This window comes from Qipengyuania benthica (assembly GCF_030717865.1).
Lineage (GTDB): Bacteria > Pseudomonadota > Alphaproteobacteria > Sphingomonadales > Sphingomonadaceae > Qipengyuania > Qipengyuania benthica.
Genome location: NZ_JAVAIL010000001.1, coordinates 237,244 through 262,150, shown reverse-complemented (window position 1 = coordinate 262,150; position 24,907 = coordinate 237,244). Strand labels below are relative to the sequence as shown.

Sequence of the window (24,907 nt, the reverse complement as noted above, 5' to 3'; positions counted from 1 at the left end):
CACGACGGACCGTGGCCTCGCCGCCATCGATGGCTGCTCATGACGATTGGGTTACAAACCGCCTCGCAATCGCCTACAGCGCTCTTATATCGCGTGGCCACCAGCCAGCGGAAAGGGTCAGCGTCGAGGCGCGTATGAACAGCTCGATATACGAATTCGCCGATCTGCCTGCGTCCAAACCCGCGTCGCGATCGGGTGCAGGGCGTCGACAGCGTTCGGATTCGCGGCGGCTGAGTTCGCGCCGGGCGCGGATCGGAGTGATCTACAACCCGCGAAGCCATCGCAACAAGGGCCAGGATCTGGCGCTGGGCGAGCGCCATCACGTGATGGTGGCGACGCCCGAGAAGCGCAGCCAGATCGCTGCGGCGCTGGCCGATTTCGCCTCGAGCGGGATCGACTATCTGATCATCAACGGCGGCGACGGGACGGTGCGCGACGTCCTCACTTGCGGGCACGGCGTTTTCGGCGACGACTGGCCGCTGCTGGCGGTGCTGCCCAAGGGCAAGACCAATGCGCTCAACGTCGATCTCGGCGCGCCCGCGGACTGGTCGCTGCGCGATGCGATCGACGCCTTCACCAGCGGAACCACCGTCACCCGCCGTCCGGTCGAGATTGCCGCACTCGACGGCCAGAGCGCACCGTTGCGGGGTTTCATCCTCGGCGCGGGCGCCTTCACGCTGGGCATCCGCGCCGGACAGGATGCGCACCGATACGGCTTCTTCGACAGTTTCGCTGTGGGAATGACCGCAGCCTGGGGAGTGCTGCAAGTGGTTTTCGGGAGCGATCGAAACCCCTGGCGGCGCGGCGTCGGCATGGATCTGCGCCTGCTTCCCGAGGGGCGAAGCCTGCCGCACTCCGGACACGGGGATCCCGCGCGCCGCGAACTGCTGCTGGCTTCCACGCTGCGCCGGATGCCGCTGGGGATCAAGCTGTTCGGGGATCTGCGCGTTGGTCTCAAGCTGGCGGTCATGGATCGCCCCGCGCGCCGGTTGATGGCCTGCATGCCCGCGATCCTGGCCGGCTGGCAGCCGCGCTGGCTCGAGCAGGCGGGGCTCCATCGGCGTCAGGCCGACGCTTTCGAGATGATCATCGACGACCAGTTCATCCTCGATGGCGAGGCCTTTCCCGCGGGCAGCTATCTCGTCTCGCAGGGGCCGGAACTCACCTTCGTCACCGCGTGAGCGCGACGCTCTCAGATCGCGTGGCCGCCATGGCCGGGCAATCGCCCCGCGCGGAGGTGGTCGCTTTCGCGCGGATGCTGGCGGCTGAGGCCGGGGCGGATGCGGTGCTGTTCTACGGCTCCAATTTGCGGACCGGATCGCTCGAGGGCGTACTAGATTTCTACCTGCTGCTGCCGGGGCCGCAGCGCGAGCGGATCTGGCCGCGGGTGAGCTATCGCGAATGGACGCATGGTGGGATCGTGCTGCGCGCCAAGATCGCCGCGCTGTCGCTGGAGCAATTCGCCCGCGCGGCCGCCGGGCGCTCGCGCGACACGACGATCTGGGCCCGCTTCGTCCAGCCGAGCGCGCTGGTCTGGTCGGCCGACGATGCCGCGCGGTTGCAGGTATGGGCGGCGATTGCCGAAGCAGCGAAGACTGCCGCCCGGCTGGCGGCGGCGCTGGGTCCCGATTCCGGCACGGCGGAGGAGTTCTGGCGCGCGCTGTTCCGCGCCACCTATCGCGCCGAGTTCCGGATCGAGAAGCCCGGCCGCGAGAATTCGATCCTCACCGCCGATCCGGCGCATTTCGAAGGCTTGCTGCCGCTGGTGTGGGAGGCGCAGGGGCTGGAATTTACCCGCGAAGGCACGCTGCTGCGCCCGCATCTCCCGGAGTCCGAACGCCGCAGCCTACTGCGCTGGTGGAGCCTGCGTCGCCGCGCAGGCAAGCCGCTTAACATCCTGCGGCTTGCCAAAGCGACCACCACTTTCGAGGGCGCGGCATCCTATGGTGCGTGGAAGCTGGAACGGCACACCGGGCTGACGCTGGAAGTTACCCCGTTTCGCAAGCGGCACCCGCTGCTTGCGATGCCCGGCGCAGCCTGGGCGCTATGGCGTGCACGCCGCCGTTCGTCGCAACGGGCGCGGCGCGGCTAGCCTTGCCCCAGGCTGTGCGGCTCAGCGATAGAGCATGTCGATCGAGATTCGCTCGACCCCGGAGCCGACGTCGAAGCCGACCTTCTTGTAACTGGGCTTGCCCAGGTTCCAGATATTGATGCTGGGATTGTTCGACATAGCGCCGCCATCGGTCGATAGATCGGTCTTGCCGTTGTTGTTGACGTCGTGGCGCACCGCGATGCCGTAATGACCCGCAGCGGGTAGCGGCATGCAGACCCGCATAGTGCCCGCGCGTGCCGGCATCTCGAGGCGGTTGATCCAGCGGCCCTTCTGCAGCCAATCCTGATCCGTCGCGCGATAGCTTTGCACCCGCAGGATTCCGCGACTCTGCGAAACGCCGTTGATCGTCACCATCACTGCGGGCCCTGCACCCGCGGCGCATTGCGCCGGGTTGTGCGCGATGGATTGGCGATATTGCGCCTGCGCGGCACCGGCCGTCGCGCCCAACGCGATAGCAAGCGTGCCGCCAAGAGCGATGAAAGTCCTGTTCATGTCGATTGTGTCCCGTTTCGTGCGGAAGGCTCGCCTCCCGATTTGCATTCCCGATACGATCTTCGGCCTGAATTGCGTCTGAATTGGAGAGTTCGCCGAGCTGACGGCCTGTAGATGCCGAACAGTGTAGTGGGGCGCTTGCTTGCGTCGATGCCTGTCCCGCTGCGGAACACGGCGTCGGGGAATCGGGGAAAACACGTGCCCCCCGCCTTGTTAACCGCGCTATGGGGGCGGTAACGCGGCGACGTCGACCCTCGCTACGGTCCCACGCCACGGTCCACCCTTGCCCATGACCACACCGCTGATTGCCCCCTCCATCCTTTCCGCCGATTTCGCCCGGCTGGGCGAAGAGGTGCGTGCGATCGACGCCGCGGGCGCGGACTGGATCCATGTCGATGTGATGGACGGCCATTTCGTCCCCAATATCACCATCGGGCCGCAGGTGATCAAGGCGCTGCGCCCGCACAGCGCCAAACCGTTCGACGTCCATCTGATGATCGCGCCGATCGATCCCTATCTCGAAGCCTTCGCGGAAGCCGGCGCGGATCACATCACCGTGCACCCCGAGGCGGGGCCGCATATCCACCGCACGCTGCAGGCGATCCGCGCGCTGGGCAAAAAGGCTGGCGTGGTGCTCAACCCGGGCACCCCGGTCGAGGCGCTCGACAACCTCATGGAATTGGTCGATCTCGTGCTGGTGATGAGCGTCAACCCCGGCTTCGGCGGGCAGAGCTTCATCGCCTCGCAGCTCGCCAAGGTCGAGGCGATCCGCAAGCGCATCGATGCCACCGGCCGGGCGATCCATCTCGAGGTCGATGGCGGCATCAATTCCGAAACCGCGCGCCAATGCGTCGAGGCCGGAGCCGATGTGCTGGTGGCCGGCTCGGCGACCTTCAAGGGCGGCCCCGATCGCTATGCGGCGAACATCGCCGCGCTGAGGGGCGCCTGATGGAGAGCGGACTGCGCACGCTCGGGACCTCTTCGGCGCAGTCCGATGAGCGGGAGCACGGCGAAGTGCGGGGGGCGGGCAGCATCTTCCCGCTGGGCGCCGAGCAGGAGCCCACGGTGCTTCCGGCGGACGAGGGAACGCTGACCGAAACCGCTCCGCTCGACAATTCGCGGGCGCTGGCGCTGGCCGATTTTGCGCCGGTCTCCTCGGGCCCGGTGGATGCCGCGCTGCGCTGGGCCTATCGCATCGGCGTGCCCGGCTCGCTGCTTGCCGCACCGTTTCGCAAGCCTGCGAAGCTGCGGCTGCTCGCCACCGTAGAATCGCCGCTCGAGGGCGACCGCGCCGCGGGAATGGCGCTGCGTGCAGGGCATTTCCTGGTCCATGGCGTGCGCGCGCCGATCGCGCAGATGGAATTCGCTTCTTCGGCCCGACTGACCCCGCCCTTTGCGCGCGTCGTTCACGGCTTTTCCTGGCTGCGCGACCTGTCGAGCGCGGCCTCCCGCGAACAGGGCGTCCCCGCCGCGGAACGCGTGATCCATGCCTGGCTCGACGCCAATTCCGCGCCCCGCGGGGTTGGCGCGGTGGCGGATTTCGGCGCACCCTTCCTCAACACGGGCCGCGGTCCCGCCTGGAGCGTGGAAAACGCAGGCCACCGCTTGCTCGCCTGGCTGGTCCATGCGCCGCTGGTGTTGTCGGGCGAGAACGAGAGCCTGCGGCCGCGGGTGCTCGAAGCGATCGCCGCCACCGCGCGCTGGCTCGATCGCCATGTCGAAGGCGCCGAGGACGGGCTCGGCGCGCTCGCCGGCTGGTGCGCCATCGTCGCGGCGGGACTGCTGCTTCCCGACGGTCGCCCGCGTCGCCTGTTCGGCGAGGCCGGGCTGCTGCGCGCGCTCGGCGAAGCGGTCAGCGACGATGGCGGGGTGCTGTCGCGCAGCCCGCTGGCGCAGATGGAAACGATCGCGCTGCTGATCGATCTGCGCGCCTGCTACGAAGCGGTCGACCGCACCCCGCCTCGCGCGCTCGAGACGATGCTGACGCTGCTGATGCCGCCGCTGCTGGCGCTGCGTCACGGCGACGGCGGGTTGGGGTCGTGGCAGGGTGCCGGCGCCACATCAGCCGCCACTCTGGCTGCGCTGGTCGAGGCCAGCGGGGTCCGCGCGCGTCCGGGCAAGGACATGCGCCAATGGGGCTATCAGCATGTTGCGCACGGCAAATCGGTACTCCAGTTCGACGCCGCGCCGCCGCCGCGCCGTCGCCATGCACGCTTCGGCTGCGCCTCGACGCTTGCGTTCGAATTCTCGCAAGGGGAGCACCGGATCATCGTCAATTGCGGCGGCGCAGCGCTCGCCGGCGGGCAGGTGCCGGCGCGGATCGAACAGGGGCTGCGCGCGACTGCTGCGCATTCGACGCTGGTGCTCGACGATGCCAATTCCACCGCGGTGCTGATTAAGGGCGAGATCGGCAAGGGGGTCGAGGAAGTCGACATCACCCGCGCGGTGATAGAACAGCCCGCGCGCCGCAGCGGCCAGGCGGGGCGCAAGGGCACACGGCTCGAAGCGTGTCACGATGGCTATGCCTCGCGTTTCGCGCTGATCCACCGCCGTATTCTGGTGCTCTCCGACGATGGCCGCGAATTGCGTGGCGAGGATGTGCTCGACCCGGCGGGCAAGCGCGGCCAGCGCGGCAAGATCGGCTTTGCGATTCGCTTCCACATCGGTCCCGGGATTGAGCTGGGGCTTTCGGAAGACCGCCGCGGTGCGGGGCTCGCGCTTCCCGACGGCAGCTACTGGCAGCTGCGGCTGGGCGGCGAGGAAGGCGAACTCGCGATCGAGGAAAGCCTCTGGGTCGACGGGCAGGGTCGCCCGCAACCGATCCAGCAATTGGTCGTCGAGGGCCTGGCATCGCGCAGCGGGGGACGATTCCCCTGGCTGCTCAAACAAATGGGATAAGTGCGTTGAGCGAAGTGAAAATCGAACGGGCGCTGCTGTCGGTGTCCGACAAGAGCGGATTGGTCGAACTGGGCCGCGCGCTGGCGCAGCGCGGGGTCGAGTTGGTTTCGACCGGCGGCACCGCCAAGGCGCTGCGCGATGCGGGGCTGGAAGTGCGCGACATCTCCGATCTGACCGATTTTCCCGAGATGATGGACGGGCGGGTCAAGACGCTGCACCCCAAGGTCCATGGCGGGCTGCTCGCGGTGCGCGACAATCCCGAACACGCCGCGGCGATGGCCGCGCACGGGATCGGCGCGATCGATCTGGTGGTGGTCAATCTCTACCCCTTCGCCGCCACCGTCGCCAAGGGCGCCGAGCGTCCCGAGATCATCGAGAATATCGATATCGGCGGGCCCTCGATGGTGCGCTCGGCGGCCAAGAACCACGCTTTCGTTACCATCGTCACCGATCCCACGGATTACGATGCGCTGACCGCGGAGCTCGAAACCAGGAAAGGTGCGACCTCCTTCGCCTTCCGTCGCCGCATGGCCGCCAAGGCCTATGCCGCCACCGCCGAATACGATTCGATGATCGCCAGCTGGTTCGCGCTCGCCGATCAGGGCGAGATGTTCCCCGAGCGGATCACCGTGCCGTTCCGCAAGGGCCAGGCGCTGCGCTATGGCGAGAACCCGCATCAGAAGGCGGCGCTCTACCTGCCCGCCTTCGCGCCCAACGGTTCGCTCGCGGATCACGAGCAGGTGCAGGGCAAGGAGCTGTCGTTCAACAATCTCAACGACGCCGATGCCGCGCTCGAACTGGTCGCCGAGTTTCGCGACGGCCCGCCCACGGTGGTGATCGTCAAGCACGCCAACCCCTGCGGCGTGGCGAGCGGCGAGAGCCTGATCGAGGCCTATGAGGCCGCGCTGCAATGCGACAGCGTCTCGGCCTTCGGCGGGATCATCGCGGTCAACCGCGCGCTCGACGGGCCGACCGCCGAGGCGATCGGCGAGGTGTTCACCGAAGTCGTCTGCGCGCCCGCTGCCGATGATGCGGCGAAAGCGGTGTTCGCGAAGAAGAAGAACCTGCGGCTGATCCTGACCGGCGATCTGCCCGACGCGGCGCGCGGCGGGATGAGCTTGCGTACCATCGCCGGGGGCGCGCTGCTGCAGTCGCGCGACGACGGGCTGATCACCGCGGCGCAGCTCAAGACCGTGACCAGGCGCGCGCCGACCGAGCGGGAGCTCGCCGACTGCCTCTTCGCCTGGACCGTGGCCAAGCACGTCAAGTCCAACGCCATCGTCTATGCCAAGGACGGCGCGACCGCGGGGATCGGCGCGGGCCAGATGAACCGCCGCGATTCGGCGCGCATCGCGGCGCTCAAGGCGCGCGAGGCGGCGGAGACCTACGGCTGGGCCGAGCCGCGCACGCAGGGTTCCGCCGTGGCCTCGGACGCGTTCTTCCCCTTCGCCGACGGGCTGCTCGCCGCGGTCGAGGCGGGCGCCAGCGCGGTGATCCAGCCCGGCGGCTCGATCCGCGACGACGAGGTCATCGCGGCGGCCGACGAGGCGGGCCTCGCGATGGTCTTCACCGGAATGCGCCACTTCCGCCACTGATACCGGGCCTGAACGCAGGGCAACAGCCGCATTAACCCCGGGGCAAACCGGAGTGGTGTAGGCCATCGGGAAAGCAGCAGAAGAAAGCTTCGCCATGACCCTCTCCTCCAGCAATATCTACCTGAACTTCGCACTCGGCTTCCTGATCGGCGGCCTCGCCGTGGTGCTGAGCAACCCAGAGCTCAACGCAACGCTCACCAGCGTGCTCGCGTAACTTGCGGAAGATACTCCCCTTCGCCGCCGCACTCGTTTTCACCGTCTCGGCCTGCCAGCAGCCGCTGGTCGCCGCCGAACGGGTGGTTTCCGCCCCGTCTGCCGCGCGCGCCGCAGAGGAAGGCTCGGGGCTCAAGACCGCAATCTTCGCGGGCGGCTGCTTCTGGGGCGTGGAGGCGGTGTTCAGCCATGTGAAGGGCGTCAGCAGTGCCGTTTCCGGCTATCACGGCGGCACCAAGCGCCAGGCGAGCTACAAGCTGGTGTCGAGCGGGATCACCGACCACGTCGAAGCGGTGAAGGTGGTCTACGATCCCAAGGTCATCCGCTACGACCAGCTGTTGCGCATCTTCTTCTCGGTCGTCGCCGATCCGACGCTAAAAAATCGCCAGGGTCCCGACCGCGGCGCGCATTACAATGCCGAACTCGTGCCGCTCTCCGCCGAACAGCGCGCGGTGGCAAAGGCCTATCTCGCGCAGATGAAGCAGAGCGGCAAATGGGACGCGCCGATCGTGACCGTTATTGCGGCGGCGAAAACCTTCTACCCCGCCGAAGCCGCGCATCAGGATTTCGCAGCCAAGAACCCGCGCCATCCTTATATCCAGCGCTGGGATGCGCCCAAGGTGGCAGCGCTCGAGCGGCTCTATCCCGGCGTGTTCCGCAAGCAGTTCAGGACCGGCTGAACCGCCTGCCAGCTTGCAAGCCGGAACCGCCCGGCTTACCTTGGCGGCATGGCCACTCAGATACATCAGCACGCCGAGCATTCGGGCGAGGATCTGACCGCTGCGGCGCAGCGGACGCTGACCGACGCTGGCGAGCAATGGACCGGAATGCGCGCCTCGGTGTTCGAGGAACTCGCCAGCCACGAACGCCCCGCATCCGCCTATGACATCGCCGACAATCTCTCGGCCTCGCGCGGCAAGCGGGTCGCCCCCAACAGCGTCTATCGCATTCTCGACCTGTTCGTGCGCACCAATCTCGCCAATCGGATCGAGAGCGCCAACGCCTATCTGGTCAACACCCATCCGGGCTGCCGCCACGATTGCATCTTCCTGATCTGCGACGATTGCGGGAAGGCCAGCCATCTCGACGACCGCCGCGTGACAGATGCCTTGCGCGCCGCAGGACATGACGCCGGTTTCGCTGCGGTGCGCCCAGTGGTGGAACTGCGCGGATTGTGCGAAAGTTGCGCCGCCTGAATGGGTTGAGCCGTTCATCGACACGCGTGGAAACCGCGTGTAAGGCATTAAGCCTATGAGCCAGAAACCCACGACGCCGCTGCTCGATACGGTCGATCTTCCTGTCGATCTTCGCAAACTCGGCAAGGAACAATTGCGCCAGCTCTCGGACGAGCTCCGCGACGAGGTGATCGACGCGGTGGGATCGACCGGCGGACATCTCGGCTCCGGGCTCGGCGTGGTCGAGCTCACCGTGGCGATCCACTACGTCTTCGACACCCCGACCGACCGGCTGGTCTGGGACGTGGGCCACCAGTGCTATCCGCACAAGATCCTGACCGGGAGACGCGACCGGATTCGCACCCTGCGTCAGGGTGGCGGGCTGTCGGGCTTCACCAAGCGCACCGAAAGCGAATACGATCCCTTCGGCGCAGCGCACAGCTCGACCTCGATCAGTGCCGCTCTGGGCTTCGCCATGGCCAACAAGATGCAGGGCCGCAAAGGCCGCGGCATCGCGGTGATCGGCGATGGCGCGATGAGCGCCGGAATGGCCTATGAGGCGATGAACAACGCCGAACAGGCCGGCAATCGCCTGGTGGTGATCCTCAACGACAACGACATGTCGATCGCCCCGCCGGTGGGAGGACTGTCCGCCTATCTCGCGCGGATGGTGTCGAGCAGCGAGTATCTCGGCCTGCGCAGCCTAGCCTCCAAAGTGGTGCGCAAGATGAGCAAGCGGGTGCATTCCAGCCTCGAGAAGGCGGAGGAATACACTCGCGGCATGGTCACCGGCGGAACGCTGTTCGAGGAACTGGGCTTCTATTACGTCGGCCCGATCGACGGACACAACCTCGATCACCTTATCCCCGTGCTGGAAAATGTCCGCGACAGCGATCAAGGGCCGGTGCTGGTTCACGTCGTGACGCAGAAGGGCAAGGGCTACGCCCCGGCGGAGAACAGCGCCGACAAATATCACGGCGTCCCCAAGTTCGACGTCGTGACCGGCGAGAAGGCGAAATCCGCAAAAGGTCCGCCCGCCTATCAGAACGTCTTCGGCGATACGCTCGCCAAGCTGGCGGAGGGCGATCCGCGGATCTGCGCGATCACCGCCGCCATGCCCAGCGGCACGGGCATCGATCGCTTCGCCAAGGCGCATCCCAAACGCACCTTCGACGTCGGCATTGCCGAACAGCACGGGGTGACCTTCGCTGCCGGGCTGGCCGCGCAGGGCATGCGGCCCTTCGCCGCGATCTATTCCACCTTTCTCCAGCGCGCCTACGACCAAGTGGTCCACGATGTCGCGATCCAGAACCTGCCGGTGCGCTTTGCGATAGACCGCGCGGGGCTGGTCGGCGCCGACGGGGCGACCCACGCCGGCAGCTTCGATGTCACCTATCTCGCCACCCTCCCCAATTTCGTCGTGATGGCGGCAGCGGACGAAGCCGAGCTGGTGCACATGACCTACACGGCGGCCGAGTATGACGACGGCCCGATCGCCTTCCGCTATCCGCGCGGCAATGGCGTGGGCGTCGATCTGCCGGAAACCCCGGAGAAGCTCGAGATCGGCAAGGGCCGGATCGTCCGCGAAGGCAGCAAGGTTGCCATCCTCTCGCTCGGAGCAAGGCTTGCGGAAGCCAGAAAGGCCGCCGACCAGCTCGACGCGCGCGGCCTCTCCACCACCGTGGCCGACATGCGCTTCGCCAAGCCGCTCGACACCGATCTGATCGATCGGCTGATGCGCAGCCACGATGTCGTCGTCACTATCGAGGAAGGCGCCGTGGGCGGCCTTGGCGCGCATGTGCTCACCCATGCCAGCGATACCGGTCTGACCGACAGCGGGCTGCGGATTCGCACGATGCGCCTGCCCGATGTGTTTCAGGATCAGGACGATCCCGGCAAGCAATACGACGAAGCCGGACTCAACGCCCCACATATCGTCGAAAAGGTCCTGAGTGCGCTGCAGCACAACAGCACCGGCGTGGAAGAAGCGCGGGCCTGAACCCGGTGGACCTGCTGAAGATCGAACGCGCAGGCCATGTCGCGACTCTGACGATCGATCGCGCCGAGACGATGAACCCGCTGGGCGCCGCGGGCGATGGCGATGCCTTCGTCGCCGCCTGCGATGTGATCGACCGCGATCTCGATATCCGCTGTGTCATCCTGACCGGCGCCGGGCGGGCGTTTTCGGCGGGCGGCGACATCAAGGCGATGAAGCAGCGCAGCGGCTCCTTCGGCGGAACCGCGCCTGGCCTCTCGGACAATTACCGCAACAATATCCACCGTATCCTGCGCGCACTCTACGGCTTGCGGGTGCCGCTGATCGCCGCGGTCAACGGCCCCGCGATCGGGCTGGGCTGCGATCTCGCCTGCCTGGGCGATATTCGGATTGCTTCGGCCAAGGCGAAGTTCGGGGTCACCTTCCTCAAGCTGGGCATCATTCCCGGCGATGGCGGCACCTGGCTGCTCCCGCGGATCATCGGCGAGGCGCGCGCGGCGGAGCTGTTCTACACCGGCGAGGTGATCGACGCCGAGACCGCCTGCGCCTGGGGGCTGGTCAGCCGGGTGGTCGAACCCGAAGCGTTGATGGACGAAGCGAACGCGCTTGCCGGGAGGATTGCCGCCATGCCCCCGCACGCGCTGCGCCATGCCAAGAACCTGATGCGGCAGGGGCGCGACACCAGCTACGACACCGCGCTCGAGATGGCCGCCAACACACAGGCGCTGATGCACCTGACCGAGGATCACATGGAAGGCGTCGACGCCCTGCTCGACAAACGCTCGCCGCGGTTTACCGGCCGCTAGGCTAGCCGATCCAGCGCCAGATCCCCGCGGGGATTCCGGCCAACGGTAGATGGACCCAAGTCAACACCGCCCAGGCTAGCAACGCCGCCAGCCAGCCTCTCCAGCCCGCCGCCCCAAGCCTGCTCCAGCGCGGCCAATAGCTCGTCTGCGCCTCCCACTGCAGCCACGCCTCGCCCATCAGGCGGCGTTTTTTGCGATCCTGCAGATGCGATCCGAGCAGCGCCATCACCAGGATCGCGAACCCCAGTATGGTCGTTCGCCAGCTCCACCACAGGATAAGATGCGCGATCGCCCACAGCGCGAAGCCCCACATCATGGGGTGGCGGGTGACGATAAACACGCCGCCCGGCCCGGCGCGCGCAGCGGCCTCGGCTCCCGGGCTCGGCATCGAGGGATTGCGCGGCGTCAGCGAGCCGAGAAACAGGACGAGCGCCGGCAGGGTGAGCGCGCTGGCCAGCAGCCAGCCGAGCTCGCCGCTGCCGCCCAGATCGCCCGTGGGCGCGGCGCGGAAGGCGATGATCATCCACACGAAGGCGGCGATGATCACAAGATTGTAGACCAGCATGAAGCCGCCCTGCCCCAGCCTGGCCAGCCAGGGCCGCAGCGGATGCGACATCACCAGGTGGAAGCCCACGAACGCCAGGCTGGCGGCGATCAGCGAGAGAAGGGCGGGATCGAGCGGCTCGGACGCCGCTCCGTGCAAGACCAGCTCACCTGCCATAGCCCGTTCCCTCCGCGTCTATCGTGTTCTCGTCAGCGTCCTTCGATATCGATCAGCTCGACCTTGAACAGCAGTGTCGCTCCCCCCGGGATTGGTCCCTTGCCGACGGGACCATACCCCAGATCGGCCGGAACCGCGATCTCGATCGTATCGCCCACACCCATCTGGGGGATCGCCACCTGCCAGCCGGGGATCAGCCGTCCCAGCGGAAAGCTCGCCGGCTCGCCGCGTTCGTAGGAACTGTCGAACACACCGCCATCGATGAACCGGCCTTCGTAATGCACCGTGACCGTATCGGCCACGGTCGGCTTCGCACCGGCACCCTCGCCCGCGATGCGGCGCCAGCGCAGGCCACCATCCATCCAGTGCCACCCGTCCGCGGCCTTGAGCCCACCGAGATAGGCCTGCTGCGCGCTGTGCCAGGCGAGGTCGTTCGACCGGTCCGGTGCTTGGTCCTGCGCGGTCGCGGCGTAGAAGCCGACCGCCGCAAAGGCCATGCCGAGGGCGACAAAGGTGGTCCGCATCTCTTTCACGCCGTCACCAATCGTAGGCTTTCGGCAGAGAGCTCTCGTCGAGGTCGCGATAGCGTTCCTTGAGGCGGCTCTGATGGTTGTCGAGCGGCTGCTCGACGCCGTCGATGAACACCCGCACCGGCATGGCGCCCAGCTCGAGCGGATCATTGTCCCAGATCACCACATCGCCAGCGGCATGGGGTGCGAGAACACCGGCGCGTCCGCCCATCCCGCTGATCTCGGCCGGAATGGAGCTGATCGCCGCGAAGGCTTGGCCCCAGCTCAGTCCGTCGGCACCCGGGATGCGTCTCAGAGCCACCAGATTGCCGGCATATTGGTTGAGATTGCGCGGATTCTCCATCGCGGAAGCGTTGATCGCCACTTTGACCCCGGCAGCGACGAGCCGACCGATGTTCGACTGCGTGCTGGCCAATTGCTCGAATCTTTCGGGCAGATCGTCGAGCCCATCGGCGATGACCGGGACCCCCGCCGCGGCGATCTCGCGCGCCACCAGCCAGCCCTCGCTGGCACCGATGAGGACCAGGTCGAGACCGAGAAACTCGCTGCGCAGGGCAAGCACGCTGCGAATGTCCGATGCCCGCTCCACCGCGACATACAGCGGCTGCTCGCCGCGCACGACCGGAACCAGCGCGGCGGCATCGAACCGGGTCAGCAGAGCATCGTCGCCGCGCATCGCATTCTCGCCGACTAGGCGGGGATCGATCGGGAGATCGTCGCCGGTCCGCAATTCGGCGGGCCGGGAGGAGCGACCGGGGATGCTGGCGTCGTCGCCGAACTGGCTGGCCTCGCGCAGCGCATTGCGCAGCAGCGCATGCGTCGCGGTGCGGCTGCCGCCCGCCAGCCTGGCTCCGCTTTCGCCGAGCGCGACCACCTGGAAGGCGCGCGGTCGGACCACCGCCTGCGGATCGGCGCCCAGATCAATGACCGCGCCTTGCCCGCCGAAGATCGAGCTGGCCGGCATGGTGACGCTCGCCGCCCGAGTTACGCCGGCGGCGCGATGGACCAGGATGTGCTGCGAATTGGGATTGATTGCAGGAGCAGCGTCGAGCGCGGCGCCGAACGTGGAAGTTCGAGCGCTTGTGTCGTTCGATTCTTCGACCGCACCGACATCCCACAGGCCAAGCGAGGTCACCGTGGCAAACAGCCCCGGGGTGACCCAGCGGCCTTCTGCGTCGATCGCGGTTCCACCCGCAGGAGGAGCTCCGGCGCCGACCGCCACGACCTTGCCCCCGCGCACGACGACATGGCCGTTCTCGATCGGCTCGCTACCGTCGCCGGTTGCCACGGTGGCGTTGGTGATGGTGAAATCCTGCCCGGCGGCAGGAGCGGCGAAGGCGCAGGCAGCCGCAGCGGCGAGCAGAGTGCGCTTGATCATTTCACGTCTCCTTCGCCCGGCTGGCCAAGCTCGAAATCGCTTACCGGCCGATGCTTGCGGTCCAGCGCGTCGAACATCAGCGCGCCGTCGATCCAGACTTTTTCGGGACGCGAATAGACCGACAGCGGATCGCCGTTCCACAATACCACATCGGCCATCTTACCCGCTTCCAGGCTGCCGGTCTGATCGGCGATACCCATCGCCTTGGCGGCGTTGAGCGTAATCCAGCCGATCACGTCGCCATCGGAAATCTCCATACCCATCCGGCGGCCGGCGGCTTGCGCCTTGGCGGCTTCCTGGTTGAGCCGCTGGATACCGTTCTCGTCGTCGGAATGAATGACCACGCAGGCGCCAGCCTGGTCGAGCAGCGCGGCGTTCTCGAGGATGCCGTCATAGGCCTCCATCTTGAAGCCGTACCAATCTGCCCAGATCGCGCTGCAGACGTCGTTCTCGCGCAGCAGATCGCCTATCTTGTAGGCTTCCACGGCGTGGTGGAAGGCGGTGACCTTGTAGCCCATCTCCTTGGCCATATCCATCACCAGCGCCATCTCGTCGGCGCGGTAGCAATGATTGTGGATGAGGATTTCGCCGTCGAGCACGCCCTTGAGCGTTTCCTTGCCGAGGTCCCGCTTTTCGCCGTCATAGGCCTTGGCATCGAGCCACATCTGCCGGTTGACCGCGAAATTGCCCATGCGGGTCGAGGGCATCCTGCCCCTGCCGCCGTAGACGCGCTTGGGGTTCTCGCCGCAGGCCATCTTCATGCCATAGGGCGCGCCGGGGAACTTCATCCCCTGCACCGTCCGCGCTGCGACGTTCTTGAGCGTTACCGAGCGGCCGCCGGTCAGGTTGGCCGAACCCGGCAGGATTTGCAGGCTGGTCACCCCGCCATTGGCGAGCGCACGGGAGAAGCCGGGGTCCTGCGGCCAGACCGAATGTTCGGCCCAGACTTCGGGAGTCGTCGGGCTGGTCGCCTCGTTCCCGTCGGAATGCGCGTCCACGCTCGGGGTCGGATAATCGCCGAGGTGCGAGTGGATGTCGATCACGCCAGGCGTGACGAACTTGCCGGTGCCGTCGATCCGGTCGTAACCCTCGGTCGAGAGCGAGGCATCGCCAACCGCGACCAGCTTGCCATCGCGAAACAGCACGGTGCCGTTGTCGATCCGACCGCCCGTGCCGTCGAACACCGTCGCGCCGACCAGCGCCGTGGGGCGTCCGGGATAGGGACGGTAGGTCGACGCATAGGGCGTCCCGAGCTCGGTCGCCGAACCGGCGGAAGCGGTGCTGCGGTCGGCAGCGCTATCGGTCGTGGCGCAGGCGGCGAGCGCCCCGGTCGCCAGAATACATGCCGTCAATTTGGCTGGAAGTCGCATCGTGCCCCTCATTCTTGGGATGTGGCAGTCGTATTCGAAAGACAAAGGCCGGAGCGATGCGCCCCGGCCTCCGGTTGGATTGGTGCTCAGCGGTTCTGTTCGTGCTTGCCGGGAGCCTGCGGCGAGGTGGCCGGGTGAACGCCCGCTTCCTGCGCCTCGATCCCCGCCTGCGACTGACCTTCGAGATCATCGCCGACATCATCGTCCGCCAGCGTGTCGAGATGCATCAGCTTCTTGATCAGCGGGCTGACCACCATGACCGCGACACCGATACCCACCGCATACCAGCCGACCGTGCTGTAGACGTCGAGCACGACCTGCTTGCCGGCCTCTTCACCGACCCCCTCGCCGCCCGTCGCCGAGGCGATCAGGCCAGCGGCGAAATTGCCGGTCGCCGAAGCGAAGAACCATGTGCCCATGATGAGCGAGGCCATGTGCGCCGGGCTCAACCTGTTCATGGCCGACAGACCAACGGGCGACAGGCATAGCTCGCCGGTGGTGTGCAGCAGATAGACGAGGAAGATGAACAAGACCGGGGTCGGAACGTTCACCCCTGCGCTTTCCGCACCCCAGACCAGCACGAGAAAGCCCAGCCCCACCTGGATGACGGCAAGCCCGAACTTCAGCGGCGTGGAAGGCTCTGCGCCTTTTTGCGCAAGCTTCTGCCAGGCGAAGGCAAAGACCGGCGCGAGCAGGACGATGTAGATCGCATTGATCGACTGGAACATCGAAGCGTTCACGCCCTGGGTATCGACATGTCGGTCGGTAAACAGATTGAGCGATGAACCGGCCTGTTCGAACAGCGCCCAGAACACGATCGAGGTCAGGATGAGGAACATCGCCGCAAATATACGGTCGCGCTCTTCGGGAGACAGCTTGGTCACTGCCGTGAACAGCACATAGAGCACGAGGCCGCCGCCGAACCCGCCAACGACGTAGCCGACCAGCGCCTGGTACTGGATCGCCGCCCAGCACAGCAGGACCATCGCTAGCCCTGCGCCATAGATGCCCCACTCTTTCAAACCCTTGATCTTCTCAGGATCCTTGGGCTCGCCCTTGCCGAGCAGGAGCGGTTTGCCGATGACGAAGAACACCAGACCGATCAGCATGCCGAAACCGGCGAGCCCGAAACCGTACTGCCAGCCGTATGTCTGCCCGAGATAACCGCAGATGATGGAGGCGGTCGCTGCGCCGACGTTAATGCCCATGTAGAAGATGGTGTAGGCAGGATCGCGGCGAACATCGGTCCGCGAATAGAGTTGCCCAACGATGACCGAGATATTCGCCTTGAGGAAACCCGAACCGACGATGATCAAGGCCAATGCCAGCCAGAATACGTTGATCATCGGATCGCCCTGACCGCCGCCGCCTTCGAACGCCATGAAGAAGTGGCCGAAGGTCAGCAGCACGGCGCCGAACAGCACCGCCTTGCGCTGCCCGATATACTGGTCGGCCAGATAGCCGCCGACGACAGGGGTGATATAAACCAGCGCGGTATAGGCCCCGTATATGATTGAAGCCTCGCTATCGGAAAACAGCCAGTGCTGGACCAGATAGAAGATCAGCAGGGCGCGCATGCCGTAATAGGAGAAGCGCTCCCACATCTCGGCCATGAACAGCAGGAACAGGCCCTTGGGATGCCCGATCACTTCCGCCTGGGGACGGGTGACGAGCACCATTCCCCCGATCAGGAACGACACAAGCGCGATCACCGCTACCCTGAAGGCCCACATCTCGAATGCGGAACCGTATGTGAAGAAGAGACCCTCGACCATGGATAAACCCCAACCGTTTGCATGCTGACCTGATCTCCCGCGTCAGGTCTCCCGAAGCCGCGTACCCTAGCGAGTCGGGCGCTCATGTGAAGCATTAGTTACATGCGCGACCGCTTCGACCGGGCCGGAAGCGCGCGCAGGGGGAACCTTGCGCGCCGCGCCGTATTATGACACTGACGCAGTAGTCTGCGAGGAAATCCATGAGCCAACAGTCCAAGCCCGTCTATCTCAAGCTGCGCGACATGATTGCCGCGGCCATCATCGACGGACGTTATCCCGAAGGCGAGATGCTCCCCTCGGTGCGAGCACTCGCAGCGGAACAGGGCGCCAATCCGCTGACGGTGGCAAAGGCCTACCAGCAATTCCAGACCGATGGCCTGGTCGCGGTGCAGCGCGGGGTGGGTATGTATGTGGTCAAAGGTGCCGCGGAGCGCCTGCGCCACCGGGAGCGCGAACAGTTCGTTCGCGACGAATGGCCCATGATCCGCGAGCGGATCGCCCGTCTCGGTCTCGATGCCGGGGACTTGCTCGCGCGCGTATGACGGACCTGCCCCCTTGGCCTTTGTCTGATTTCCTTTCTTTTGTTAACTTGCTGCGATAGGCGCTTTCTGGCACGCAGGGATCTGGTTCAGGATAGGGGTCGCGCCGAATAACCACGGGTTCGCGCCACTGGAATTCAGCTGATCTGCCGGACCGGCGATCGGGAGAGCAACATGATACGATCCGAACTGCTGGCAGCGCTGGCGAAGGACAATCCGGACCTCCGCGCCGAGGAGGTCGAACAGGTGGTCGACATCTTTTTCGACGAGATCAGTCAGCGACTCGCAGAGGGTGGCCGCGTCGAGCTGCGCGGTTTCGGGGCGTTCTCGACTCGCGAGCGCGAAGCTCGCAACGGCCGCAATCCGCGTACCGGCGAGCAGGTCGACGTCCCGGCCAAGCGGGTACCCTACTTCCGTCCCGGCAAGGAAATGCGGCGGTTGCTCAACGCCGAGGACTGAAGCCCCCGCACACGCAGCAGGCGATCCGCCGGTCCGACCAGCGACGCTATTGCCGCCCGGCCCGCCTCTGGCTAACTCGCTTGGCGCCGAGCGGGTGTGGCGGAATGGTAGACGCCGGGGACTTAAAATCCCCTGATCCTTGATCGTGCGGGTTCGAGTCCCGCCACCCGCACCAAACCCAAGCCACCCGTGCGAAAATCGGCGCTCTCTGGGGCCGATTAGGGTGCCTTTAACCCTTGGGCTTGTAGCTGCATGCTGCGATTGGGCGTCGGAAACCATGAGGACGGGCCCCGTCTGCGCTTGGAAGGTGGTTCGCGATGGATGCACTGTCGGTCGACAGCGAGGCTGGGTGCGGCGAAGCCGCCCATGCCGATCAGCGCGCGGCAAAACGCTATACGTCGCTCATCCGTGCGGCCAAACTGGTGTCCGCGCATGGTGAGTTCGTGTGCGTGATCCGCGACGTCTCGAGCCAGGGCATTTCGCTGCGCATGTTCCACGACGTTCCGTCGGACGAGGCGATGGGGCTGGAGCTCCAGAACGGCGACAGCTTCGAGCTGCGCATGGTGCGTGCCGAGGGCCGGGAGGCAAGCTTTACCTTTGCCGATGAGGTCGAAGTCGAGCAGTTGATCCGCGAGAACTGGAATTATCCCAAGCGGCAGCTGCGCCTCAATCTCACCATCCCGCTGAGCGTCGCGAGCCTGACCGGCAAGAGCGAGGCGATTACCTTCAACCTCTCGCAACAGGGCGCATCAATCGAATGCGACGCGCGCTTCGCGCTCGACCAGACGGTCCGTATCCAGGCTCCGCAGATGCCCGAACTTCGCGCCAAGGTGCGCTGGCGCAAAGACAATAGCTATGGCCTGGTGTTCGACAACACCTTCACCCTGCGCGACTTCGCGATCATGGCCGCAAAGATGCAATGTCCGGCGCTTGTGCGTGACGAGACTGCCTGACTCCGGCTTGCGCCAGTCGTTCGGCCGCCAGCCGTTAACTCCTGTCTAACCATTTTCCTTCACCCGTGGTCAGGACGACAAACGGGGGGAAAGAATGACCATCTCCAGGCCGGTCAATCTCAAAGTCGATGTGGCGATCATCGGAGCCGGTCCGGCCGGTCTTACGGCCGCCTATCTCCTGACCAAGCAGGGCAAATCGGTCGCCGTCATCGAGAAAGACCCGGTCTATGTCGGCGGCATCAGTCGAACTGTGGAGCACGAAGGCTTCCGGTTCGATATCGGGGGACATCGCTTCTTCTCGAAGAGCCGGCAGGTGGTCGATCTGTGGAACGAGCTCCTGCCCGACGATTTCATCCAGCGCCCGCGGATGAGTCGCATCTACTACGAAGGCAAATTCTACAGCTATCCGCTGCGCGCTTTCGAGGCGTTGCGCAATTTGGGCGTGCTGCGCTCGACGGCGTGCATGATCAGCTATCTGCGCGCGCGGCTCTCTCCCATTCGCGAGGTGAAAAGCTTCGAGGACTGGACCACCAATCAGTTCGGCAGGCGCCTGTATTCGATCTTTTTCAAAACCTATACCGAGAAAGTCTGGGGCATGCCCTGCGACGAGATGAGCGCGGACTGGGCGGCGCAGCGGATCAAGGGGCTGTCGCTGTGGGGCGCGGTGAGCGATGGGCTCAAGCGGTCGCTCGGCCTCCTTCGCAAGCCCAACGACGGCATGGCCGCCAAGACCCTGCTCGAAACCTTTCGCTATCCGCGGTTCGGGCCCGGGATGATGTGGGAAGCCGCGCGAGACCGGATTCTCGCCACCGGCAAGGGCCACATCGTCATGGGGCACGATCTCAAGCAGCTTGCCTCCGATGGTAGGACCGGATGGCGCATGACCGCTTCGGGCGCCGAGGGCGATCTGACGATCGAGGCGGATCACGCGATCAGTTCGGCCCCGATGCGCGAGCTGGCGCGGAGGCTGCATCCGCTTCCTGCCTCAGCGCTGCAGGCGAGCGCGCTCAACTATCGCGACTTTCTCACCGTCGCCCTGAAGATTCGATCGGATGAACTGTTCCCCGACAATTGGATCTACATTCACGACAGCAAGGTGAAGGTCGGCCGGGTGCAGAATTTCCGCAGCTGGTCACCCGAAATGGTCCCGCAAGCGGATGTCGCCTGCGTCGGACTGGAATATTTCTGCTTCGAAGGGGACGGGCTGTGGTCGATGGCGGACGACGATCTGGTGGAACTCGCGAAGGAGGAAATGGCGATCCTCGGCCTTTGCGATCCCGCCGACGTGATCGGCGGCACCGTGGTGCGGCAGGAGAAGGCGTATCCCGTGTATGACGAGGACTATGCCGCCAACGCGCGGGCGATGCGTCTCGAGCTGGAAGACCGGCATCCGACGCTCCATCTGGTGGGTCGCAACGGCATGCATCGCTACAACAATCAGGATCACGCCATGATGACCGCCATGCTGACGGTCGAAAACATCCTCGCCGGTGAGCGGGTTTACGACACCTGGTGCGTCAATGAGGATGCCGAATATCACGAGGCTGGCGCCGAGGGCGCGTACGAGAGCCTGCCACCCAAAGACGCCGAACCGCTGAACGAGGATCAGGAGGCGGCGCTCTCCTCGATCCGTGCCGTACCCCGGCGCCTCGCAAAGCCGGATCGCGAAGCGGCCTGACGCGGCGGAGGACGCGGAACGGAAATGGCCCTGCTGCTCGCCAGGATCGGAGGTTTTCGCTTCCTGCGCTACGCGCTTGCCAGCGGCGGCGCCCTGGTGGTCGATATCGTCTGCTTCACCGCTCTGCTGGCGCTGGAAATCCCGGGAATGCTGGCGGCGACGATCGGATACGCAGCGGGCATTCTCGTCCATTGGTTTTTGTCCAGCCGCCAAGTTTTCACCGGCACGGTCGCTCCAGCGGGGCGCGCGCGGATGTGGCAGAAGAGTCTCTTCGCCGTTTCGGCGCTGGTCGGCCTGGGGATTACCGCAGCTATCGTCGGCCTGGGTGCGAATGTCGGTATCGACCCCCATGTCGCCAAATCTGTGGCAATCGCCGCCAGCTTCTTCGCGACATGGATGATCCGCAGCCGGATCGTCTTCATCAGGCGGACTGCGCGCAATGCAGTTGCCGGATAGGGTCCACTCTGGCCCGCTCGCGCGGCGGCTGCTGCTCGTCTGGGCGATGCTCGCGGCCCTGACGCTGGCTTTCACGCTCGAGCGGCTGCTCTCGCTCGAACTCCGCGGCGACGACGCGCTCCGGCTGGTCCAGGTGCGCGACCTGATCGGTGGCCAGCCGTGGTTCGACCTCCACCAGTACCGGATCGACCCGCCGCAAGGGGTGCCGATGCATTGGTCGCGGCTTGTCGATGGGCCTATCGCGGCGGTGCTGCTCGTGCTGACGCCGCTCCTCGGTGCGACAAACGCTGAGATCGCTGCCATGGTGATCGTCCCGCTCCTGACTCTCGCAGCGACGATCGCCTTCGTGGGATGCGCGGCTTCGCGGCTCTTTGACCTGCGGACGGCAGGCTTCGCGGCGCTAACGATCGGTCTGCTCTCGCCGGTGCTGTTTCAGCTTCAGCCGACCCGGCTCGACCATCACGGCTGGCAATTGGCGGCTACGGCGGCCGCGGTTCTGGGTCTGGCGCTGCGCACCCGCAAAGGCGCCTGGCTGGCGGGGATGGCGATGGCGCTGGGGTGCACCATCTCGCTCGAGATGGTGCCGCTTTCCGCCGCCTTTGCTGGCTATTTCGCTCTGCGCTGGCTCGAGGATTCTGCGCAGCGCTGGGAACTGGTCGGCTATCTGCAGGCGCTGGCCGGTGGATTGATCCTCGCCTTCGCCATCGCACTCGGCCCCAATTTGAAGCAGTATTGCGATGCAATCGGCCCGGCGTATCTGGCGTTCTTCGCTTTCGTTGCTCTGGCGGTTACGGCCGTAGCGAGATTCCCGCTGCTCTCCCCGCTCGTGCTGGGCGCACTCCTCGGCGTGGCCGGAGCGGGAGGTGTCGCCATATTTGCCGGTCTTGCGCCGCAATGCCTCGGTTCGCCCTTCGCATCGCTCGATCCGGTCGTTCGCGACTATTGGTACCTGCTCGTCCTCGAAGGACGCCCGGCGTGGGAACAGTCTGCGGAGGTTGCGGTGCCGCCGCTTATCCAGATCGCCCTTGCCCTGGCGGCGACCGGTCTGCTCGCGACCCGCGGGTCGGGCGCGAGCCGATGGTTCTGGCGACATTACGCTGTTCTGCTCACGGCAAGCCTCGTGCTCGGCCTCATCACCTGGAGATCAATGGGATTCGCGGGTATCCTGGCGACGCTGCCGCTCGGGTGGTTCGTCGCGCATGTGCTCGCACGGCTGGAACGGTTCGAGGGTCTTGTCCCGAAACTCGTCACGCTGGCCGGCCTGGTGCTCGTGCTGATGCCCTCGCTCGGCTTCGCGGTTGCCGAGCGGCTCCGGCCAGAGCCGGCCTACGTGGTGCAAGCTGGTGCAACGGGCCCCCTGCAGGCCGGGGCGAAGAACGATTGCAGCGATTCTCGCGAACTGGCGCGTTTGAATGGGCTACCCCGTGGTGAAATCTTGTCGCTCTTCGATCGGGGGCCCGCCATCCTGATGCACACCCACCATAGGGTCACCGCCACCGGCCATCACCGCGCCGGACCGGCGATGGCCGATGCACTCAATACCTATCTTTCGGACCCCGAAGAAGCGCGGATGGTGGCGCAAAGCCGCGGGGCGGATTATCTGCTGATCTGTACGGATATTTCCGAAGCGGAGGCTTATGCGCAGGCGCGCCCGAAGGGGCTGGCAGCGCGGCTGATGCGCGGCGAAACGCCCGGCTGGCTGCAACCGATCGCCGGGTTCACCAAAGGACCGCTTCGGGTCTGGCGGATCATGCCGGATGGAAGTCCATCGCCACGCCGTTGATGCAGTGGCGCTTGCCGGTCGGCTTGGGACCATCGTCGAAGATATGCCCCAGATGCCCGCCGCAATCGGCGCAATGCACTTCGGTGCGGGCATAGCCCAGCTTGCGGTCTCGGCTCGTCCCGACCGCACCTGGCAAAGCCGCCCAGAAGCTGGGCCAACCGGTGCCGCTGTCGAATTTGGTCCGCGAGGCGTAAAGCTTGTTGCCGCAACCGGCACAGGCGAACAGGCCCTTGCGATTTTCCTTGTTGAGTGAGCTGGAGTAGGGGCGCTCGGTCCCCTCCTGCCGCAGCACGTTGAACTCCGCGGGGCTCAGCGCCTTGCGCCACTCTGCCTGCGTCCGCTTGATCGGGAAGGACTTGGCCCTGGCCTCCGCCACACCGGGACCGCAGGCGGTGAGCGCGGAAAAGGCGACGCCTGCACCCAACAGCCCCAGCAAACCTCTGCGGTCGAGCGCACACGGGCCGGGCGAAGCGTGACGATGTTCCATGCCGGCCGCATTAGCTGGCATCCCCTGAATAGGACCGGAACGGCACCCGGCCTCTATCGCTGCGGCATCAGAATGCCGTGATCTCGACCTCTAGCTTGCGGAAGCCGTGGACGAAGTTTGCCCGGACCCGCTCGACATCGCCTGCCACATGGACGCGCATTCGACGCTTGTGCATCTCTTCGAGCAAGATGCGCAGCTGCAATTCGGCCAAACGGGCGCCGACGCAGCGGTGGATGCCGTAGCCGAAAGCGAGGTGGCGCCTGGCGTTCTCGCGGGTGATGTCGAGCTTGTCGGGGTTCTCGAACACCTGCTCGTCGCGGTTGGCCGACAGATACCACAGCACGACCTTGTCGCCCTTCTTGATCTGCTGACCGAACTGCTCGGTATCCTCGGTGCAGGTCCGCCGCATATGCGCCAGCGGGGTCTGGAAGCGGATGCATTCCTGGACCGCATTGGGGATGAGCTCGGGGTTCTGCTCGAACAGCTTTCGCTGGTCGGGGAAGGTGTCGAAGCCGTGGATGATCCCGCTCATCGTGTTGCGGGTTGTGTCGTTGCCGCCGACGATCAGCAGGATCAGGTTGCCCATGAATTCTTCGGGGCTCTGCTGGTTCATCGCCTCGGAATGGATCATCATCGAGATCAGATCGGGCTGCGGATCCTGCTGCGCGCGCTCGGCCCACAGCATCTGGAAATAGGCCGCCATCTCGTGCAGGAAACTGCGCCGCAGCTGGTCGAGTTCGCGCACGCTGGCGAGCTCGGTATCGCCCGACCAGTCCGACCACAGCGTCAGCAGCCGGCGATCTTCCCAGGGAAAGCCGAACAGCAGCGCGAGCATTCCGGTGGTCAGTTCGATCGAGACCTTGTCGACCCAGTCGAAGACCTCGCCGCGCGGCAGCGAATCGAGCAATTCACCCGTCCGCTGCCGGATATCCGCTTCCATCCGCTTCATTTCGCCCGGAGTGAAGGCAGGCGCGACCGTGCGCCGCTGCCCAGTATGCTTGGGCCGGTCCATGGCGATGAACATCGGCAGTTCGAGCCGTTCCTCCTCCGGGATGTCCTCGGCGCGTTCGAGAATGGTGATCCCGCCATGTTCCCAGCTCGACGAGAACAGATCGGGCAGCGCCTCGATATGCTGGATCGCCTTGTGCTGGACCACCGCCCAATAGGGTCCGAAGGGGCTCTCGGGGATGTAATGCAGCGGCCCGGCCTCGCGCATTTCGCGGAAGATCGGCTGCCAGCGATCTTCGGCATAAATATCCGAGCGGCTGACGTCCCATTTGTGCGGATGGCTCATCCGCTGGTCGGGATGCTTCTCGAAATGCTCCTTGAGTGCCTCGTGAGCGCTGGGCGCCGTACGGAACTGGGGCTTTTCGGCGGCGATGGTGGCCATGGTACTCTCCCGCTTGGGGCGACTCGTTCCGGTCGCCTCCGTCATACTTCACTATCCCGCCTAACTGACAAGTGTGTCAATAGTGCGTTGCAAAAAGGGA

At 65.7% G+C, this 24,907-nt stretch carries 23 protein-coding genes and 1 tRNA gene; 16 read left to right on the top strand and 8 right to left on the bottom strand.

What is annotated here, in order from left to right; all coding sequences use genetic code 11:
• Positions 1-134: 134 nt before the first annotated feature.
• Together Q9K01_RS01300 and Q9K01_RS01295 are read left to right on the top strand one after the other, a co-directional pair.
• Positions 135-1,181: a diacylglycerol/lipid kinase family protein gene (locus tag Q9K01_RS01300; protein ID WP_305928405.1), complete on the top strand. Its 1,047-nt coding sequence runs from the start codon at positions 135-137 to the stop codon at positions 1,179-1,181.
• Entirely contained in the window at positions 1,178-2,092 is a 915-nt protein-coding gene (locus tag Q9K01_RS01295; RefSeq protein ID WP_422785273.1) for a hypothetical protein, read from the top strand. The genes Q9K01_RS01300 and Q9K01_RS01295 overlap by 4 nt, the downstream gene beginning before the upstream one ends.
• Positions 2,093-2,113: 21 nt before the next feature.
• Here the strand turns inward: Q9K01_RS01295 and Q9K01_RS01290 are convergent, their stop codons facing one another.
• Positions 2,114-2,605, bottom strand: a complete 492-nt coding sequence (locus Q9K01_RS01290) for a DUF2141 domain-containing protein (protein WP_305928404.1) — start codon at positions 2,603-2,605, stop codon at positions 2,114-2,116.
• A 289-nt stretch (positions 2,606-2,894) separates the two neighbouring features.
• Here Q9K01_RS01290 and rpe point away from each other — a divergent pair, with 289 nt between their 5' ends.
• The 7 genes from rpe to Q9K01_RS01255 all read left to right on the top strand — a co-directional run bounded on the left by rpe (position 2,895) and on the right by Q9K01_RS01255 (position 11,288).
• Complete coding sequence (gene rpe, locus Q9K01_RS01285; RefSeq protein ID WP_305928403.1) at positions 2,895-3,554, top strand: ribulose-phosphate 3-epimerase; 660 nt, start codon at positions 2,895-2,897, stop codon at positions 3,552-3,554.
• Complete coding sequence (locus tag Q9K01_RS01280) at positions 3,554-5,503, top strand: heparinase II/III family protein (RefSeq protein WP_305928402.1); 1,950 nt, start codon at positions 3,554-3,556, stop codon at positions 5,501-5,503. The genes rpe and Q9K01_RS01280 overlap by 1 nt, the downstream gene beginning before the upstream one ends.
• A gap of 5 nt (positions 5,504-5,508) precedes the next feature.
• Positions 5,509-7,098, top strand: coding sequence for a bifunctional phosphoribosylaminoimidazolecarboxamide formyltransferase/IMP cyclohydrolase (gene purH, locus Q9K01_RS01275; RefSeq protein ID WP_305928401.1), 1,590 nt, complete (start codon positions 5,509-5,511; stop codon positions 7,096-7,098).
• Between the two features lie 215 nt (positions 7,099-7,313).
• Complete coding sequence (gene msrA / locus Q9K01_RS01270) at positions 7,314-7,991, top strand: peptide-methionine (S)-S-oxide reductase MsrA (protein WP_305928400.1); 678 nt, start codon at positions 7,314-7,316, stop codon at positions 7,989-7,991.
• Between the two features lie 48 nt (positions 7,992-8,039).
• Entirely contained in the window at positions 8,040-8,507 is a 468-nt protein-coding gene (locus Q9K01_RS01265) for a Fur family transcriptional regulator (protein WP_305928399.1), read from the top strand.
• A 55-nt stretch (positions 8,508-8,562) separates the two neighbouring features.
• Positions 8,563-10,485, top strand: a complete 1,923-nt coding sequence (gene dxs / locus Q9K01_RS01260; RefSeq protein WP_305928398.1) for a 1-deoxy-D-xylulose-5-phosphate synthase — start codon at positions 8,563-8,565, stop codon at positions 10,483-10,485.
• A gap of 5 nt (positions 10,486-10,490) precedes the next feature.
• Positions 10,491-11,288 carry a crotonase/enoyl-CoA hydratase family protein gene (locus Q9K01_RS01255; protein ID WP_305928397.1) on the top strand — a complete coding sequence of 266 codons (798 nt, stop codon included), beginning with the start codon at positions 10,491-10,493 and terminating at the stop codon, positions 11,286-11,288.
• A gap of 1 nt (position 11,289) precedes the next feature.
• Here Q9K01_RS01255 and Q9K01_RS01250 read toward each other — a convergent pair whose 3' ends face one another.
• The 5 genes from Q9K01_RS01250 to Q9K01_RS01230 form a co-directional block, all read right to left on the bottom strand.
• Positions 11,290-12,009: an NnrU family protein gene (locus Q9K01_RS01250; protein WP_305928396.1), complete on the bottom strand. Its 720-nt coding sequence runs from the start codon at positions 12,007-12,009 to the stop codon at positions 11,290-11,292.
• Positions 12,010-12,041: 32 nt separating this feature from the next.
• Positions 12,042-12,533, bottom strand: coding sequence for an FKBP-type peptidyl-prolyl cis-trans isomerase (locus Q9K01_RS01245; protein WP_305928395.1), 492 nt, complete (start codon positions 12,531-12,533; stop codon positions 12,042-12,044).
• A gap of 13 nt (positions 12,534-12,546) precedes the next feature.
• Positions 12,547-13,917, bottom strand: a complete 1,371-nt coding sequence (locus tag Q9K01_RS01240; RefSeq protein ID WP_305928394.1) for an amidohydrolase family protein — start codon at positions 13,915-13,917, stop codon at positions 12,547-12,549.
• Positions 13,914-15,287 carry an amidohydrolase gene (locus Q9K01_RS01235; protein ID WP_305928393.1) on the bottom strand — a complete coding sequence of 458 codons (1,374 nt, stop codon included), beginning with the start codon at positions 15,285-15,287 and terminating at the stop codon, positions 13,914-13,916. Before Q9K01_RS01235 ends, Q9K01_RS01240 begins: the two co-directional genes overlap by 4 nt.
• 86 nt (positions 15,288-15,373) lie before the next feature.
• Positions 15,374-17,062, bottom strand: a complete 1,689-nt coding sequence (locus Q9K01_RS01230; RefSeq protein WP_305928392.1) for a peptide MFS transporter — start codon at positions 17,060-17,062, stop codon at positions 15,374-15,376.
• Between the two features lie 200 nt (positions 17,063-17,262).
• On the opposite strand from Q9K01_RS01230, the gene Q9K01_RS01225 reads away from it, so the two are divergent.
• The 7 genes from Q9K01_RS01225 (at position 17,263) to Q9K01_RS01195 (ending at position 22,930) form a co-directional block, all read left to right on the top strand.
• Positions 17,263-17,604: a GntR family transcriptional regulator gene (locus Q9K01_RS01225; RefSeq protein WP_305928391.1), complete on the top strand. Its 342-nt coding sequence runs from the start codon at positions 17,263-17,265 to the stop codon at positions 17,602-17,604.
• Positions 17,605-17,775: 171 nt separating this feature from the next.
• Entirely contained in the window at positions 17,776-18,060 is a 285-nt protein-coding gene (locus Q9K01_RS01220; protein WP_305928390.1) for an integration host factor subunit beta, read from the top strand.
• A 90-nt stretch (positions 18,061-18,150) separates the two neighbouring features.
• A tRNA-Leu gene (locus tag Q9K01_RS01215) sits at positions 18,151-18,235 on the top strand.
• Positions 18,236-18,377: 142 nt separating this feature from the next.
• Entirely contained in the window at positions 18,378-19,013 is a 636-nt protein-coding gene (locus Q9K01_RS01210; RefSeq protein ID WP_305928389.1) for a PilZ domain-containing protein, read from the top strand.
• 94 nt (positions 19,014-19,107) lie between these two features.
• Positions 19,108-20,691 (top strand): NAD(P)/FAD-dependent oxidoreductase, encoded by a 1,584-nt coding sequence (locus tag Q9K01_RS01205; protein ID WP_305928388.1) that lies wholly within the window; start codon positions 19,108-19,110, stop codon positions 20,689-20,691.
• A 24-nt stretch (positions 20,692-20,715) separates the two neighbouring features.
• A complete protein-coding gene (locus tag Q9K01_RS01200; RefSeq protein ID WP_305928387.1) occupies positions 20,716-21,147 on the top strand; it encodes a GtrA family protein in 432 nt (143 codons plus the stop codon).
• Positions 21,131-22,930 (top strand): hypothetical protein, encoded by a 1,800-nt coding sequence (locus tag Q9K01_RS01195; RefSeq protein WP_305928386.1) that lies wholly within the window; start codon positions 21,131-21,133, stop codon positions 22,928-22,930. The genes Q9K01_RS01200 and Q9K01_RS01195 overlap by 17 nt, the downstream gene beginning before the upstream one ends.
• Here Q9K01_RS01195 and msrB read toward each other — a convergent pair.
• Both msrB and Q9K01_RS01185 read right to left on the bottom strand, forming a co-directional pair.
• A complete protein-coding gene (gene msrB, locus Q9K01_RS01190; RefSeq protein ID WP_305928385.1) occupies positions 22,896-23,417 on the bottom strand; it encodes a peptide-methionine (R)-S-oxide reductase MsrB in 522 nt (173 codons plus the stop codon). The two genes, Q9K01_RS01195 and msrB, sit on opposite strands and share 35 nt — an antisense overlap.
• Before the next feature lie 67 nt (positions 23,418-23,484).
• On the bottom strand, positions 23,485-24,807 hold the full coding sequence (locus Q9K01_RS01185) for a cytochrome P450 (protein WP_305928384.1): 1,323 nt from the start codon (positions 24,805-24,807) through the stop codon (positions 23,485-23,487).
• Positions 24,808-24,907 lie beyond the last annotated feature (100 nt).

Excerpts from the sequence above, each read along its gene's own strand:
- Q9K01_RS01300 (WP_305928405.1), top strand. The coding sequence starts at position 135 with ATGAACAGCTCGATATACGAATTCGCCGATCTGCCTGCGTCCAAACCC.
- Q9K01_RS01290 (WP_305928404.1), bottom strand. The coding sequence starts at position 2,605 with ATGAACAGGACTTTCATCGCTCTTGGCGGCACGCTTGCTATCGCGTTG.
- rpe (WP_305928403.1), top strand. The coding sequence starts at position 2,895 with ATGACCACACCGCTGATTGCCCCCTCCATCCTTTCCGCCGATTTCGCC.
- Q9K01_RS01280 (WP_305928402.1), top strand. The coding sequence starts at position 3,554 with ATGGAGAGCGGACTGCGCACGCTCGGGACCTCTTCGGCGCAGTCCGAT.
- Q9K01_RS01265 (WP_305928399.1), top strand. The coding sequence starts at position 8,040 with ATGGCCACTCAGATACATCAGCACGCCGAGCATTCGGGCGAGGATCTG.
- dxs (WP_305928398.1), top strand. The coding sequence starts at position 8,563 with ATGAGCCAGAAACCCACGACGCCGCTGCTCGATACGGTCGATCTTCCT.
- Q9K01_RS01250 (WP_305928396.1), bottom strand. The coding sequence starts at position 12,009 with ATGGCAGGTGAGCTGGTCTTGCACGGAGCGGCGTCCGAGCCGCTCGAT.
- Q9K01_RS01245 (WP_305928395.1), bottom strand. The coding sequence starts at position 12,533 with ATGCGGACCACCTTTGTCGCCCTCGGCATGGCCTTTGCGGCGGTCGGC.
- Q9K01_RS01240 (WP_305928394.1), bottom strand. The coding sequence starts at position 13,917 with ATGATCAAGCGCACTCTGCTCGCCGCTGCGGCTGCCTGCGCCTTCGCC.
- Q9K01_RS01235 (WP_305928393.1), bottom strand. The coding sequence starts at position 15,287 with ATGCGACTTCCAGCCAAATTGACGGCATGTATTCTGGCGACCGGGGCG.
- Q9K01_RS01230 (WP_305928392.1), bottom strand. The coding sequence starts at position 17,062 with ATGGTCGAGGGTCTCTTCTTCACATACGGTTCCGCATTCGAGATGTGG.
- Q9K01_RS01225 (WP_305928391.1), top strand. The coding sequence starts at position 17,263 with ATGAGCCAACAGTCCAAGCCCGTCTATCTCAAGCTGCGCGACATGATT.
- Q9K01_RS01220 (WP_305928390.1), top strand. The coding sequence starts at position 17,776 with ATGATACGATCCGAACTGCTGGCAGCGCTGGCGAAGGACAATCCGGAC.
- Q9K01_RS01210 (WP_305928389.1), top strand. The coding sequence starts at position 18,378 with ATGGATGCACTGTCGGTCGACAGCGAGGCTGGGTGCGGCGAAGCCGCC.
- Q9K01_RS01205 (WP_305928388.1), top strand. The coding sequence starts at position 19,108 with ATGACCATCTCCAGGCCGGTCAATCTCAAAGTCGATGTGGCGATCATC.
- Q9K01_RS01200 (WP_305928387.1), top strand. The coding sequence starts at position 20,716 with ATGGCCCTGCTGCTCGCCAGGATCGGAGGTTTTCGCTTCCTGCGCTAC.
- Q9K01_RS01195 (WP_305928386.1), top strand. The coding sequence starts at position 21,131 with ATGCAGTTGCCGGATAGGGTCCACTCTGGCCCGCTCGCGCGGCGGCTG.
- msrB (WP_305928385.1), bottom strand. The coding sequence starts at position 23,417 with ATGGAACATCGTCACGCTTCGCCCGGCCCGTGTGCGCTCGACCGCAGA.
- Q9K01_RS01185 (WP_305928384.1), bottom strand. The coding sequence starts at position 24,807 with ATGGCCACCATCGCCGCCGAAAAGCCCCAGTTCCGTACGGCGCCCAGC.